At 39.5% G+C, this 15030-nt stretch carries 17 protein-coding genes; 15 read left to right on the forward strand and 2 right to left on the reverse strand.

Features of this window, described 5'->3' with window-relative positions:
• Positions 1 to 3: 3 nt before the first annotated feature.
• From ABH968_RS01325 to ABH968_RS01355, 7 genes are all read left to right on the forward strand, one after another.
• A complete protein-coding gene (locus tag ABH968_RS01325; RefSeq protein WP_370041861.1) occupies positions 4 to 360 on the forward strand; it encodes a ribosomal-processing cysteine protease Prp in 357 nt (118 codons plus the stop codon).
• Positions 357 to 656, forward strand: coding sequence for a 50S ribosomal protein L27 (gene rpmA, locus ABH968_RS01330; protein ID WP_053484817.1), 300 nt, complete (start codon positions 357 to 359; stop codon positions 654 to 656). Before ABH968_RS01325 ends, rpmA begins: the two co-directional genes overlap by 4 nt.
• Positions 657 to 1268: 612 nt before the next feature.
• Positions 1269 to 1796: a Spo0B domain-containing protein gene (locus ABH968_RS01335; protein WP_370041863.1), complete on the forward strand. Its 528-nt coding sequence runs from the start codon at positions 1269 to 1271 to the stop codon at positions 1794 to 1796.
• 5 nt (positions 1797 to 1801) lie between these two features.
• On the forward strand, positions 1802 to 3091 hold the full coding sequence (gene obgE, locus ABH968_RS01340) for a GTPase ObgE (RefSeq protein ID WP_370041865.1): 1290 nt from the start codon (positions 1802 to 1804) through the stop codon (positions 3089 to 3091).
• 23 nt (positions 3092 to 3114) lie between these two features.
• Positions 3115 to 3570, forward strand: a complete 456-nt coding sequence (locus ABH968_RS01345; RefSeq protein ID WP_053484814.1) for an ACT domain-containing protein — start codon at positions 3115 to 3117, stop codon at positions 3568 to 3570.
• Positions 3571 to 4094: 524 nt separating this feature from the next.
• Positions 4095 to 4970, forward strand: coding sequence for a prephenate dehydratase (gene pheA / locus ABH968_RS01350; protein ID WP_370041866.1), 876 nt, complete (start codon positions 4095 to 4097; stop codon positions 4968 to 4970).
• A 30-nt stretch (positions 4971 to 5000) separates the two neighbouring features.
• Positions 5001 to 5390 carry a thiol-disulfide oxidoreductase DCC family protein gene (locus ABH968_RS01355; protein WP_370041868.1) on the forward strand — a complete coding sequence of 130 codons (390 nt, stop codon included), beginning with the start codon at positions 5001 to 5003 and terminating at the stop codon, positions 5388 to 5390.
• Positions 5391 to 5609: 219 nt separating this feature from the next.
• Here ABH968_RS01355 and ABH968_RS01360 read toward each other — a convergent pair whose 3' ends face one another.
• A complete protein-coding gene (locus ABH968_RS01360) occupies positions 5610 to 6143 on the reverse strand; it encodes a transcription repressor NadR (RefSeq protein ID WP_370041870.1) in 534 nt (177 codons plus the stop codon).
• Positions 6144 to 6285: 142 nt separating this feature from the next.
• Between ABH968_RS01360 and ABH968_RS01365 the strand changes: the two genes are divergently transcribed.
• The 8 genes from ABH968_RS01365 to ABH968_RS01400 all read left to right on the forward strand — a co-directional run bounded on the left by ABH968_RS01365 (position 6286) and on the right by ABH968_RS01400 (position 13459).
• Complete coding sequence (locus tag ABH968_RS01365; RefSeq protein ID WP_370041872.1) at positions 6286 to 7341, forward strand: LysM peptidoglycan-binding domain-containing protein; 1056 nt, start codon at positions 6286 to 6288, stop codon at positions 7339 to 7341.
• 70 nt (positions 7342 to 7411) lie between these two features.
• A complete protein-coding gene (locus tag ABH968_RS01370; protein WP_370041874.1) occupies positions 7412 to 8209 on the forward strand; it encodes a phosphotransferase in 798 nt (265 codons plus the stop codon).
• Positions 8210 to 8323: 114 nt separating this feature from the next.
• Complete coding sequence (ruvA, locus tag ABH968_RS01375) at positions 8324 to 8944, forward strand: Holliday junction branch migration protein RuvA (protein WP_370041875.1); 621 nt, start codon at positions 8324 to 8326, stop codon at positions 8942 to 8944.
• Positions 8945 to 8962: 18 nt separating this feature from the next.
• Positions 8963 to 9967, forward strand: coding sequence for a Holliday junction branch migration DNA helicase RuvB (gene ruvB, locus ABH968_RS01380; protein WP_370041877.1), 1005 nt, complete (start codon positions 8963 to 8965; stop codon positions 9965 to 9967).
• 17 nt (positions 9968 to 9984) lie between these two features.
• The gene (gene queA, locus ABH968_RS01385; protein WP_370041879.1) at positions 9985 to 11028 is read left to right on the forward strand and encodes a tRNA preQ1(34) S-adenosylmethionine ribosyltransferase-isomerase QueA; all 1044 of its coding nucleotides are present in this window, start codon (positions 9985 to 9987) and stop codon (positions 11026 to 11028) included.
• Positions 11029 to 11083: 55 nt separating this feature from the next.
• Complete coding sequence (tgt, locus tag ABH968_RS01390; protein WP_053484805.1) at positions 11084 to 12229, forward strand: tRNA guanosine(34) transglycosylase Tgt; 1146 nt, start codon at positions 11084 to 11086, stop codon at positions 12227 to 12229.
• Between the two features lie 176 nt (positions 12230 to 12405).
• Positions 12406 to 12672, forward strand: a complete 267-nt coding sequence (gene yajC / locus ABH968_RS01395) for a preprotein translocase subunit YajC (protein ID WP_370041881.1) — start codon at positions 12406 to 12408, stop codon at positions 12670 to 12672.
• Positions 12673 to 12823: 151 nt separating this feature from the next.
• Positions 12824 to 13459, forward strand: coding sequence for a DUF421 domain-containing protein (locus ABH968_RS01400; RefSeq protein WP_370041883.1), 636 nt, complete (start codon positions 12824 to 12826; stop codon positions 13457 to 13459).
• Here the strand turns inward: ABH968_RS01400 and ABH968_RS01405 are convergent.
• Positions 13456 to 14973, reverse strand: a complete 1518-nt coding sequence (locus ABH968_RS01405; RefSeq protein ID WP_370041885.1) for a putative polysaccharide biosynthesis protein — start codon at positions 14971 to 14973, stop codon at positions 13456 to 13458. The two genes, ABH968_RS01400 and ABH968_RS01405, sit on opposite strands and share 4 nt — an antisense overlap.
• Positions 14974 to 15030 lie beyond the last annotated feature (57 nt).

Below are 15030 nucleotides of genomic sequence, written 5' to 3' on the forward strand. Positions count from 1 at the left end.
CGAATGATACAAGTTACGATTCATCACGATGAAAATAGACATGTGTCTGCATTTGAATTTTCAGGACATGCGGAATACGATGAATCTGGTAAGGATTTAGTATGTGCAGGGGCATCTACAATTGCCATAGGTACGGTAAATGCTATTTATGCACTATTACAATTACAGCCAGAAATCGAACAAGCTGCTGAAGGTGGAGGCTATCTTAAGGTAGATTTACCGTCAGATTTAGAGCCTGAGATTGATGCAAAACTACAGTTAATTGTTCAAGTAATGACTGCCCAAGTGTATTCAATGGTGCAAAATTACGGACAATACATCCAAATCAACTACAACCAAGTAGGAGGTGGAACACGATGAAATTATTATTAGCATTAGACCTTCAACTTTTCGCATCTAAAAAAGGTGTAGGTTCTACAAAAAACGGACGTGACTCTGAGTCAAAACGTCTTGGTGCTAAACGTGCTGATGGCCAATTCGTAACTGGTGGATCAATTCTTTACCGTCAACGCGGTACAAAAATTTACCCAGGTACAAACGTAGGTCGTGGTGGTGACGATACACTATTTGCTAAAGTTGACGGCGTTGTTAAATTCGAACGCTTAGGTCGCGATCGCAAACAAGTATCTGTATACCCAGCATCACAAGAAGCTTAATCTTCAAAAAAGATAACATAAAGCGGAGGACTGCATTTATTGCAGTCCTTTTTTGGGCTAAATTTCAAATTCTTTCAGCAATTATTTTCGTAGCGAAAGTGAAACGTCAGCTACAAATGTCTTTTGTACCGAAAGCGTAGCGACAGGTACAGAAGTCTCCCACTTCTATAGGTGGTGTGATGAATGCGGTTTTAAGTCACTTTTACTTTTCGGTGGGTGTCCAAACATCTGCTGAAATAGAGGAACTCAGTCTAAGAACGCCACGTCCTGTGGCAATGACTGAGTGACCAACATCATGCTGCTGTCGCTACGTTAGCACTACGCTTTCGCGCAAAAAACATCTGCCGCTGACGCTTCGCTTTCGCGCAAAAAACATCTGTTGGCCTAAAGCCTCCGGCGGATGTCACGGAATCGGAAAGGAGTTCTTAAAGGATGTTAGCCTAAAATCATCGCATCCATGCGATAACGGCTAACTGACCTGCATCCAGCAGGCCTAAGCACAAAGCCGATTCCAGACGCAATTATGCCGAGGCATAATTGATTAAAGAATTAAGGGAAAAATACAGCAAAACTTGTTATACTAGTAAGGATAACTTTATTGGAGTGAATGGGATGAACAATCAATCACTAACCATTAGTGAAGTATTACGTTTTGCAAATCATGATTATGTGAATCAGCTTCAGCTTATTCGCATGAATTTAGATTTAGGTAGAATTGATGAATCAAAAAAACTTATTACAGAGTATTCAGAGCAATTACAAGTATTTTCTATCCTTAATCGTCTACAATTACCCCAAACAATAGAATGGCTGCAAACAGCAGGCTGGCGCTACCCTTCATTACCAATGAAGCTAAGCAATGAGATAAAAAAGCCTGTCACAAATACTATTGATTCGGAAGTTGTAGATTACTTAAACAAAACAGTTATGCATGTTTATGATACATTAGATCCATTTACAGAGCAGAGCTTAGTGCTCGATGTACGTGTTGACGATCATACATTTGCCGTGACATTCACGTTAAATGGGCTATGGAGTGCTGATGCATTCACCGAAAAAGGTTTGAAACAATTAGACATTCAAACAGTGGAAGAGACAAATACGTCTTGGATATATGTATTGAGTGCAAGCAGGGAGTGAAATAAATGTTTGTCGATCACGTCAAGATTTATGTAAAAGGTGGCGACGGTGGGGATGGAATGGTAGCCTTCCGTCGTGAAAAATTTGTACCGAATGGTGGTCCAGCTGGTGGCGATGGTGGTCACGGTGGGAATGTTGTCTTTCAAGTTGAAGAAGGTCTTCGAACGTTAATGGATTTCCGCTACAAACGCAACTTCAAGGCTGACCGTGGTGAGCATGGTATGAGTAAAGGGATGCATGGTAGACGTGCAGATGATTTAATCGTTAAAGTACCACCGGGCACGGTTGTAATGAACGAAGAAACAGGCGTTGTTATTGCGGATTTAGTCGAGCATGGTCAACAAGCGATTATCGCAAAAGCTGGTCGCGGTGGCCGCGGGAATTCCCGCTTTGCAACACCAGCCAATCCTGCTCCAGAACTTTCTGAAAAAGGTGAGCCAGGACAAGAATTAAATGTTATATTAGAGTTGAAAGTACTAGCAGATGTAGGATTAGTTGGCTTCCCAAGTGTAGGTAAATCAACATTATTATCTGTTGTTTCTGCGGCAAAGCCAAAAATAGGTGCTTATCATTTCACTACAATCGTACCGAACTTAGGAATGGTTGAAACAGATGATCATCGTAGCTTTGCAATGGCCGATTTACCAGGTTTAATCGAAGGTGCGCACGAAGGTGTTGGTCTAGGTCACCAATTCCTCCGTCATATTGAACGTACACGTGTTATCGTACATGTAATTGATATGTCGGGTATGGAAGGGCGCGATCCTTATGAAGATTACTTAACAATCAATGATGAGTTAAAACAATATAATCTTCGTTTAACAGAACGTCCACAAATTATTGTGGCAAATAAAATGGACATGCCAGATGCAGAGGAAAACTTAGAAATTTTCCGTGAAAAAGTGGGCGAAGATGCGAAAATCTTCCCAGTATCAGCGGTTTCTCGCCAAGGTTTAAAGCCGGTATTATTTGAAATTGCCGACTTACTGGAAGTGACTCCTGAATTCCCATTATTCGAAGATCTAGATGAAGAATCAGATGCAACGGTACTTTACAAACACCAATCTGAAGCAGATTCAATCGAAATCTCTCGTGATCCTGATGGTACATTCATTCTTGGTGGATATGCGATTGAGCGTATCTTCAAAATGACAGACTTCAGCCGCGAGGACGGTGTACGTCGTTTTGCACGTCAATTACGTGGTATGGGCGTCGATGAAGCATTACGTGAACGTGGTGCACAAAATGGAGATATTGTACGCTTATTGGAATTCGAATTTGAATTTGTCGACTAAGAATAGGTTTTAGGGGGAAGCGTATGAAGAATGTTGCGAATCAGCGATATTATTTAGTTCGTGAAGATGTTTTAACGGATGCTATGCAAAAAACTTTGGAGGCGAAACACTTACTTTCAAGTGGTTCGGTATCTTCCATTTGGGATGCGGTAAAGCAGGTGGATTTATCGCGTAGTGCGTTTTACAAATATCGTGATGCTGTATTTCCTTTTCATTCAATTGTACAGGAACGCATTTTAACAGTCTTTTTACAGCTTCAGGACCGTAAAGGAACACTTGCAAAGCTTTTAGAAACAGTGACAATTACGCATTGCAATGTACTGACTATCCATCAAACAATACCGATTCAAGGACGTGCTAATGTTACATTGTCATTAGATGTCACTAGTATGACATGTGAACTTGATGATTTAATACAGCAACTCAAACGTTTAGATTTTGTAGAGTCAGCGGAAGTAATTAGTTCTGGTGCATTGTAATGACAGAAAGCAAGCTTGAATTTTTGACAGAATGTAAATAAGCTCAAAAGGAGCAGTCCCATGTGATGAAATGATCACTTCATGGGACAGCTCCTTATTCTATAACAAAAAATAAAGACTATCACAAAAAATTCTATAATTTGATTTAAGAGGTGCGGCAATCGCCGGAGCATTTAGGAAAGCTTCACATTATGCCTTTGCCTAACATTTGATGTAGAAATATAAAGTGAATTTCGTGGATTGAAAATTCTGAATTTTTTCATTAGTGAAATTTAGGGAGAAGTTGAGGATAACATTTGTTAGAACGTTGTCATGTATATAAGTTGATTGGAGTGGAGACTGCGCGACTCCTTGGGGATCAGCGTCAAAGATGAGACCCTGGAGCGGGCAAAGCGAGTGAAGCGGCTCATCGGACGCCCCCAGGAAAGCGCGCAGTCGGAACGGAAATCAACCCCACGTTATGGTGATGAGCCATTTTAATATAAAATCAAAAGCTACAAGTTGTAGTGAAGGAGGTAAATGTAATGACAGAGCAACGATGGGAAAAACGAATAGGATATTTAGGACCGGAGGCATCATTTACATACTTAGCAACAAAGGCAACCTTTCCGAATGAGTGGCTTGTCTCTTGTGCTACAATTCCAGAATGTATCGAGGCAGTAGCAAAGGGGAAGGTAGATTTAGCAGTTGTACCACTGGAAAATGCTTTAGAAGGCTCTGTATCGTTAACGCTCGATTATTTATTCCATGAGGCGACTTTATATGTTACAGGTGAGCTTCAGTTAAAGATACAGCAACATTTAATGGTCAATAAAGCGCAGAAGGACAATTGGGAGGAGATTACAGGTGTTTATTCGCATCCGCATGCACTAGCCCAATGTCATAAATACTTATTTTATCGTTTCAGCCATGTTCCTTTACATCAAACGACATCAACAGCAGCGGCCGCAAAATTTGTTTCCGAAAATCCAAATGAGTGCATTGCGGCAGTTGGAAATGCAGCGGCAGCAGATAAATATGGCTTAGAAATCGTTCAACCTAATATTCATGATTTCCATTTTAATCATACACGTTTCTTCGTATTATCTAAGCAAAATATACGATTACCACAAGAATTATCAGATGGACAGGCAAAGACAACTTTCATGATTACATTGCCAATGGACCGTTCAGGGGCATTACATCAAGTATTATCAGTATTTGCATGGCGACAGTTGAACTTAAGTAAGATAGAATCAAGACCATTAAAAACGGGCTTAGGTGATTATTTCTTTATGATTGATGTATTGGCAGATGAAAAGGAGCCTATGATGCGTGGGGCTATGGAAGAACTAGCTGCACTTGGTTGCAAGGTGAAGTCACTTGGTACATACTTTACTTATCTAACATCGGACGAGTAATCAATTTCGCCTTGGCTAGGAGGAATCATTGTGGGTGGTATTATTTTGTTTGACGGAGTGTGCAATTTTTGTGATAGTAGTGTGCAATTTATTATCAAATATGATCAGGCAGCTTATTTTCAATTTGCTGCTATTCAAAGTGATGCAGGGCAGGCATTACTTGCACAATACGAGGTACCAGAAAATATAGATAGTGTCATGTTAATTGAGCATGGAAAGGTATATTTTGAATCCACAGCAGCACTTAAAATCTGTAGGAGATTAGATAGTTTTTGGCCTGTCTGCTATATTTTCATCCTTATTCCTCCATCTATACGAAATATAATATACCGAATATTTGCTAAAAATAGATATCGTCTTTTCGGACGAAGAGAAATATGTTTATTGCCAACACCTTCACAACTAAAAAGATTTCTCTAACTCTGAAGCTATCCAATTTAAGTGGATAGCTCTTTTTTAGAGGGAACTGCAACAGTAATTCACAAGAATAACCAAATAAATAAGGAACAACGGAAATAAACCATGAAAATTTAATCATAATTGTATAGCAAATCATTTAAAAATGCCCTAAACGTTTGCGTATGATTGTGACTTGAAAATATTTAAAAGGATTTTTAACTTCTTTCAGCAGAAGTTAAATTATTGATCTACAATTAAATAGCCTTTTTTTTGTAAAGTAAGCTCAATTAAATCTAAAATTTCAACAGAAGGAGCAGAAATAACATGAAGATGTGTACCACCTGTTAGTTCGGATAAATAACTTGCCTGTGTTTCGTTGACGCGTTGAATAAATTTTTTTATCTCATGACGATTAGCGACCATAATAGATGCGGTAATTTCTCCATAAATAGGATGTTCAACAATAACATTTTTTACTGTACCACCGCAATCAACTATTGTTATAAGTTCGTCTTCAGCATCCTCTGCAGTGTGGAAGCAAGGAATTGTACGTTCAACAGTTTGATGTAATTGTTCCTGATGCATATAAATATATCCTTGGCTAGTTGCAATAATAGGTTCATTTCTAGCCTTTAATAATGTCATATCATTGACAATGACTTGTCTAGAAACATTAGCGAATTTAGCTAGGTCCGTCCCAGTTATAGGTGCTGTGCTTTTTTTAAGTTGTGCTAGGAGTTGCAGTCGGCGTTCTTCGCCTAACATTTTTTTCATAAGAGATCACCTCTGCCTGTAATAAAGGAAGCAGTTTTCCTTAAAAACTAGTGTACCATGAAGCACTTCCAACATGCGTGAAATTTTTGTATCCAAATGAAACATTGAACATATGATACGAAGAGAGGAAGGGAGGAAAAAATTGCGTATTCATATTGTCCAAAAGGGAGACACGTTGTGGAAGATTGCGAAAGAGTACGGAGTTTCGTTTGAAGATTTAAAGCGGCTTAATGCCCATCTTGCTAATCCAGATTATATTGTACCGGGCATGGAAATTATCCTACCTGAAAAAATACACAAAGAACCACATAGAGAACATCATCGAGAAACAGATTGGGGAATGCATAGAGAAGGGGGACATAGAGAAGGACATAGGGAATCACATAAAGAGGGACATAAGGAACACATGCACAAAGAACATATGCACAAGGAGTCACCTACAAAGCACGTTAAAGAAAAAGAGGTTCAAAGACCAATGCCACCACCAATTATTGTACCACCACCACCAATGCCAGAACCACGGATGATTCCAATTCCTTATCCAATGCCAATGCCGATGCCTCAGCCAGCGCCTGTTGAGCTTAGCTGGAATCAACAAGTTGTCATGCCAAGTGTAGAGCAAACTGTATCTCCAATTCAAATTCAACCACAACCACAGCCTGTAGCCCAACCGGAGGCGCCACCACCAATGCCAATGCCGCAACCGATTTTTATCATGCCACAAATGCCAGCACCACAAATGCCAGCAGTACCACATTGTGCAAGCTGCCATCAACCAGTGCATCATCATATGTGGTGGCCAATGCCGATGCACATGCCGATGCAGATGCCAATGCAGATGGAGCCACAAGTTGAGGCTTATACTATGCCAGAACAACCAACATCATGTGAAATGCCATGCGAAAAAGTTGCTGGGGCGGAGGAGTTCTTAGAATCTAGTACATCTCCATTCTTCCCTATGAAACCTGAATTTCAGCCGATGCCGGAAATGATGCCGGAGATGGAACAGCCATGTGGTTGTCATGCACAACCAGTCATGATGCCGAATTGGCAAATGGACCCATGTTTCTGTCCACCGCCATGTCCACCACCATGCCCAACGCCATGTCCATCACATTGCCATATGCCACAATCTTCGGTAGGACCATGGATGACACCGCACTTTTTCCCAGGCGGGATGACGCCTTATCGATGGTAAAAAAGCGTATATCATTGAAGAAGTAAAGTCGAATATTTGGAAGTATAAATATCAATCCAATAATTATTTTGTGAAACGAGCAAAGCAGATAGAAATAGCTGAAAAGGTGAGAGTTATTCATCGACAGCTTGGACATCTGGAACCCTCGCTGATCTTACCTTTAATGAAAAGTGATGATGAGTATTTAATCGTGCAAGATTGGCAAGAAGGAAGTCATAGTGCTAATTTTGCACATGAAAAGGATCGGAAGGAATCACTCAAGTTATTAAATACGTTACATGATACACATAAAAAAATTGCTTGGCAGCGGGTGCCAGGCTTGCACACCTATTCACAGCTTTTAAAATGGCAAATGCGTCATATGCGTTTTAAAAGCAGACGGAATGATTTTCGTGCATTTTTAACAAAAGAAGAAATTGATCAAATTGTACATTATAGTGAGAAATCGTTACAGCTAATCGCTCAGGAAGATGTACCTGAAAAAGAAATAACGCTTTTACACGGAGATGTCGTACATCATAATTTTTTATGGTGCTCAGATGGGAAATTACGTTTAATTGATTTTGATTTGGCTCACCTTGGAGAAGCGGATGATGAATATATTTTATGGTTACATCGTGTATTGCCAGCTGTAGATTATGACCTTGGTAAAATATTTGCAGAGCTACCAGAGATGAAACGATTAGATAAAAGAAAGCTACATCGATTAAAATATCCGAATGAGCTATTACGTGAATGGCTTTTTGCAGTAGATTTACCATTAGATCAACAGCTTGTATTTTTAGATTATTTAGTGCCATTTACAAAACGAGCTCTCACATATTGGCCGAAACTGTGGTACGATATTGATAAAATGATAAAGAAATGACCGTCTTTCGGCGGTCATTTTTGTATGTGAACGACTACTTGTGTTATTTCTTATAGTCGAGCATTCGTTCGTAATATGCTATAATCGAAGACGATGATTGTGAGGGATTATAGAATGTATGATTATTTAAAAGGACAAGTAAAGCGTATAACTCCTGAGTATATCGTCCTTGAACAGCAAGGGATTGGCTGGCAGCTAAATACACCAAATCCATTTGCGTTCCGGACTTCTGCCCTTGAACAACAAATTTTTGTTCACTTGCATGTACGTGAGGATGCACAAGTGTTATATGGCTTTCCAAATTTAGACCAACGAGAGCTGTTTCGTAAACTTATTTTAGTGTCGGGAATTGGACCGAAGGGGGCACTTGCTATTTTAGCTACTGGGAATCCACAACAGGTTATCAGTGCCATTGAACGAGAAGATGAATCGTTTTTAGTAAAGTTTCCTGGTGTGGGTAAGAAAACGGCACGTCAAATGATTCTAGATTTAAAAGGTAAACTTGGCGGATTGTTGGAGACTATTGAGCTACCAAGTACAGAAGATGAGCTACCGTTATTTGGTGTGAATCCATATAAACATGAGCTTGAAGAAGCTATTCTTGCCTTAATGGCACTTGGTTATTCTGAAAAAGAATTAGAAAAAATACGTCCACGGCTCGAAGAAAACGACAAGCTTGAAACAACAGATGCATTTATGAAACAAGCTTTACAATTGCTATTAAAGTTAAAATAGTGAAAGGGGGGGAAGTACATGTCTGAGCGTATGATGGCTAGTGAGGCAGGTAGCTATGATGAACAGTTTGAATTATCTTTACGGCCACAAAGATTAGCACAATACATTGGTCAACATAAGGTAAAGGAGAATTTACAAATTTTCATTGAAGCGGCAAAGCTTCGTCAGGAAAGTTTAGATCATGTGCTGTTATATGGACCGCCTGGACTTGGTAAAACTACCTTAGCTGCTGTTATTGCTAATGAAATGAATGTCAATGTGCGCATGACTAGCGGCCCTGCGATCGAGCGCCCTGGAGATTTAGCAGCTATTTTAAGCTCACTGGAGCCAGGGGATGTGCTATTTATCGATGAAATCCATCGCCTGCCTCGTGCAATAGAAGAGGTGCTTTATCCTGCCATGGAGGACTTTTGTTTAGATATTGTCGTTGGTAAAGGCCCTGAAGCACGTTCTGTTCGACTTGATTTACCGCCATTTACACTCGTTGGTGCAACAACAAGAGCTGGCGCATTATCAGCACCTTTAAGGGATCGCTTTGGCGTGTTATTGAGATTGGAGTATTATGATAATACGTCACTTGCAGAAATAGTTGTACGTAGTGCGCATTTGTTTGATGTTGAAATTGAGCAAGTAGCAGCACTTGAAATGGCGACACGCTCGCGTGGTACACCCCGTATCGCTAACCGTTTGCTTAAACGAGTACGAGATTATGCACAGGTGCTTGGAGATGGTATGATAACGGAGGGACTTGCTAAGCAAGGGCTTGAGCTATTACAAGTCGATCCTAGAGGGCTTGACCATATTGACCATAAACTAGTGACCAATATGATTGAGCGCTTCCGTGGTGGCCCTGTAGGCTTAGATACGTTGGCAGCATCTATTGGTGAGGAACGCGTAACGATAGAGGATGTGTACGAGCCATATTTGATGCAAATTGGCTTTATACAGCGTACGCCACGTGGACGTGTGGCAACACATTTAGCCTACGAACATTTTGGATATGAATATCCCCAACAAACCTAGAAGAAGGAAGTATTTTCATGCGTGTAGAAGATTTTGATTTTGAATTGCCAGAAGAGCTTATTGCACAAACACCACTTTTGGACCGTACAGCTAGTCGTTTAATGGTAGTGACGCCAGGCTCGAAAAATGTTGAGCATCATCATTTTGCTCATATTTTAGATGAGCTACAAGCTGGAGACTGCCTTGTGTTAAATGATACAAGGGTCTTACCAGCGCGTTTAATGGGCGTTAAGGAGGAAACTGGTGCTCATATAGAGGTACTGCTATTAAAGCAAATGGCAGGCACAGATGAATGGGAAACACTTGTTAAACCAGCTAAACGTGTAAAAGTCGGCACAGTTGTAACATTTGGAGATGGCTTACTGACAGCTACTTGTACAGGAGAGCTTGATCATGGTGGACGTACATTTGAGTTTAAATATAATGGGATTTTTTATGAAATTTTAGAGCGACTTGGTGAGATGCCACTACCTCCATATATTCGTGAAAAATTAGAGGACAAGGATCGTTACCAAACCGTTTATGCAAAAGAGCGTGGCTCAGCTGCAGCACCAACTGCAGGCCTGCATTTTACAGAAGAATTACTAGAGCGAGTAAAAGCAAAAGGGGTCGAAGTTGTATTTATCACGTTACATGTGGGACTTGGAACTTTCCGTCCTGTAAGTGTAGATTCAATTGAAAATCACGCAATGCATTCCGAATTTTATAGTGTAACGGAAGAAGCCGCATCTATCATAAACCGAGTAAAGAGTAACGGTGGAAAAGTGATTGCGGTTGGTACAACCTCTACACGTACATTAGAAACTATCGGCTCTAAATATGAAGGTGAAGTGCGAGCAGAACAAGGTTGGACGTCTATTTTCATTTATCCAGGATATGAATTTACGGTTGTGGATGGTTTAATCACAAACTTCCATTTACCAAAATCGACCCTTGTAATGCTTGTTAGTACACTTGCGACAAGAGATACAATTTTAAGTGCTTATCAACAAGCTGTAGAAGAAAAATATCGCTTCTTTAGCTTTGGTGATGCTATGTTTATTCGTCCAAAAGGAGAATAAAGAAAAAAATCGGAGTACTGTTTTTACTTTAGATAAGAGAGGAATTTTTTATAATATGACACAACCAGCAATTCGTTATGAGCTACTTCATACTTGTAAGCAAACAGGAGCACGCCTTGGCATCGTGCATACGCCGCATGGCTCTTTTGAAACGCCAGCATTTATGCCTGTTGGTACACAAGCAACTGTTAAAACCATGTCACCTGAGGAATTAAAAGAAATGAATGCAGGTATTATTCTGTCAAATACGTATCATTTATGGCTCCGACCAGGTAATGATATTGTTAAGGAAGCAGGGGGCTTGCATAAATTTATGAACTGGGATCGCCCGATTTTAACAGACTCAGGTGGTTTCCAAGTGTTCTCACTCAGTCAATTCCGTAAAATCGAAGAAGAAGGGGTTCATTTCCGCAATCATTTGAATGGGGACAAATTGTTTTTAAGTCCAGAAAAGGCGATGGAAATTCAAAATGATTTAGGTTCGGATATTATGATGGCTTTTGATGAATGTCCACCTTACCCTGCGACATATGACTATATGCTGCAATCAGTAGACCGTACAACACGTTGGGCTAAACGTTGTAAAGAGGCACATAATCGTCCAGAAGAACAAGGTTTATTTGGTATTATTCAAGGGGGAGAATACGAGGATTTACGCCGTCGTTCTGCAGAAGCTTTAGTAGAGCTAGATTTCCCAGGTTATGCAATTGGAGGGCTATCTGTTGGTGAGCCTAAGGACGTTATGAACCGAGTATTAGAGTTTACAACACCATTAATGCCAACTAATAAACCACGTTATTTAATGGGTGTCGGATCACCTGACTCATTAATCGATGGTGCTATTCGTGGTATTGATATGTTTGACTGTGTATTACCAACACGTATTGCCCGTAATGGCACATTAATGACATCTGAAGGTCGTTTAGTTGTTAAAAATGCAAAATATGCACGTGATTTCGGGCCAATTGATCCGAACTGTGATTGTTATACATGTAAAAACTATTCACGCGCCTATATCCGCCATCTAATTCGTACGGAAGAAACATTTGGCATCCGTTTAACGACTTACCATAACTTACACTTCCTATTGAAACTAATGGAGCAAGTGCGTGAGGCAATCCGTGAAGATCGTCTTGGTGATTTCCGAGAAGAATTTTTCGAGAAATATGGCTTTAATGGACCAAATGCAAAGAACTTCTAATATTTAGAAAAAAGATCATGTGAATTTGTGTGATTTGTGAATATTTCTAGCAAATTATTGTCTATCATAGAAAAAATATTAATAATATAGAAAAATTTTAGGCTTGTCCATCGCTTTTTTAGGGTGGAATAGTCTATACTAAAAAAGTGAGAATTAGAAAGGGGGCAAGAAGAATTATGAATACATCATCATTACTACAATTTGCACCAATATTATTAATGTTCGTTGCAATGTGGTTTATTTTAATCCGCCCTGCTAAAAAGAGACAGCAGGAAACACAAAGTATGCAGAGTAATTTGCAACGTGGAGATAAAGTTATTACAATCGGTGGCTTACATGGTGAGATTGACTCAATTGAGGACACAACTATAACATTAAAAATCGCAGACAATGTGCGCGTAAAATTTGATCGTCAGGCAATCGGACGTAGTGTTAATAACTAATATTAGGTCTTAAAGGCGTTGTCCAACATTAGTGGACAACGCCTTACACCATATAAATAGCTTTGTCAAAATGCAGGAATTCATTTTTGACAAGGCTTTTTTTGTATAAAAAGTAACGTACACGGTCACCTTATTATATGGGGGTGACTGCATGGAAGAATATTTAACAATTATTTTTAGAACATGCTTTTTATATGTGTTTATCCTAATAATTTTTCGTTTAATGGGTAAACGTGAGGTCGGTGAATTATCTGTAATAGATTTAGTTGTATCCATTTTAATGGCTGAGGTTGCTGCATTTGCACTTGATGATTTCGAAAGCCCTTTATTTAGTGTGATTTTACCAATCATCATATTGTTTTTCATTCAAATAACAACTGCATATATTTCACTCAAAAGTAAAAAATTCCGTGACCTAGTTGATGGTGATCCAGTATTACTGATAAGAGATGGTGTCATTTTAGAAAGTGAAATGCGCAAGCAACGCTATAATTTAGATGATTTGTGTCAACAATTACGCGAAAACGGAAATGCTTCCGTTACAGATATTGCTTATGCTTATCTAGAGCCCTCGGGCAATCTGTCTGTATACCAAAAAGATGAAAAGGCATTTGTTTACCCACTGATTATCGACGGTGATATTCAGGATAGGCATTTACAGGTATTGCATAAAGATGCTGATTGGTTAATGGCAGAGCTTGCTAAAAATAAAATCACGGATAGTAACACTGTATTTTTTTGTGTTTGGGAGGAAGATCGGCTCCATATCCAGCTGAAAGAATCTTAAACTTTCTTGGCCAACTTACGAAGGTAGCGCAAATCAGTTATGCGTAACTGATTGGAAAATAGTAAAAAAGTAAATAGTAAAAACAGGGTTACACAACTACTTAAAATAAAAGGCAGTGGCATCATTTGCATCAGGAAATACTGAGTAACACAAACAGCTATAAAGCAGCTATATGGAACAACAAACATTCTAAAACTAGCACGCAAATTTTTGCGCTGTCTTACTGTTGCAATATGCAAAAATGAAGTTAATAAAACGCCAAAGCCAATTGCTACAACGGCACCTTTTTCCTGTATACCAGGCTGAGAAGCAAGTACGAACATGACAAAGAGCTTACCAAGACCACCGTAAATGGAGTTCATCATTGCTGCGCGAGCCTCACCGATTGCTTGTAATATAGAGTGCAATGGACTTTGTATATAATAAAAATAAAAAATAGGCGCTAATATTTTCACATAACCACGATTTTCTTCTAAGTGAAAGAGCTTCACAGCTAAGTCGTCTCCATGAACGAAAAAGTACGTAGCAGCAACACAGCCCACTAATGATGAAAGTCGTAATGATACAGAAATGCGTTCTTGTAGGAGCGGAATATGCTGGCGTGCAACGGCGTCACTAACAGCTGGTATAAGAACGATCGAAAGTGCTGCAGACACAAATGCTGGGAATAATAATAGAGGGACTAGTACACCCGAAATAACCCCATATAAAATTGTTGCTGCTGAAGCTGTCAATCCAGCCATAGTTAAAGCCTTTAAAAAAATGATAGGTTCTAAAAACCAAGTAAAAGATCCAAATAGTTTGCTTCCAGCAGAAGGAAGGGCAATTCGTAACATCGGGGAGGCAGGATAAGCCTCGATTTTGTTTTTTCGTGTCAATAATTTTTTCTTTGAAACAATATAATGTATCCACAAATACAAGAAAGCAACGACTTCAGCTAGAAGCGTAATACCCATAGCAGAGGCTGCTGTAATGGCAGCATTATCATAGGCAGCCACAAAAGGTAGTGTAAATGTGATGAAGCTAATGCGGATAATTTGTTCAATCATTTGAGCCCAAGCTGTCGGTGTAATTTTTGCAATACCCTGTAAATAAGCGCGCAATAATCCAGAACCAACTGAAACTGGTACAGCAAAGAGTGCAATCCAAAGCGTAAATGTTGTTTGTTCATTATGTAAAAGCGTAGTCGAGATATATGGTATTGTAAGTGCAACAATCGGCATAAAGATGATCATGCCAATAAATGACCAAAGAATAGCCGTACGCATAACACCATAGATGCCTTCGCGTTTGTTTTTTGCTAGTAACTCTGCTACAATTTTTGCCACAGCGATAGGTAGTCCAAGTTGAATGAGTGAGATGAAGAAAATGAACGCCGGATAGACGGTCATATAAATGCCGACCGCCTCTCCACCAGCGATACGCATAAATTGCATTCTATAAAAGAAGCCAAAGAGTTTTGATAAAAAAATCACGAACATTAAAAATAGTGTACCCCGTACAAAAGAACTCATGCCATCCGTCCCTTCTCAAGCCACAAAAATTCATTTACACTATTTGTATGCAAACAT

The organism is Lysinibacillus sp. RC79, assembly GCF_041262405.1.
Lineage (GTDB): Bacteria > Bacillota > Bacilli > Bacillales_A > Planococcaceae > Lysinibacillus.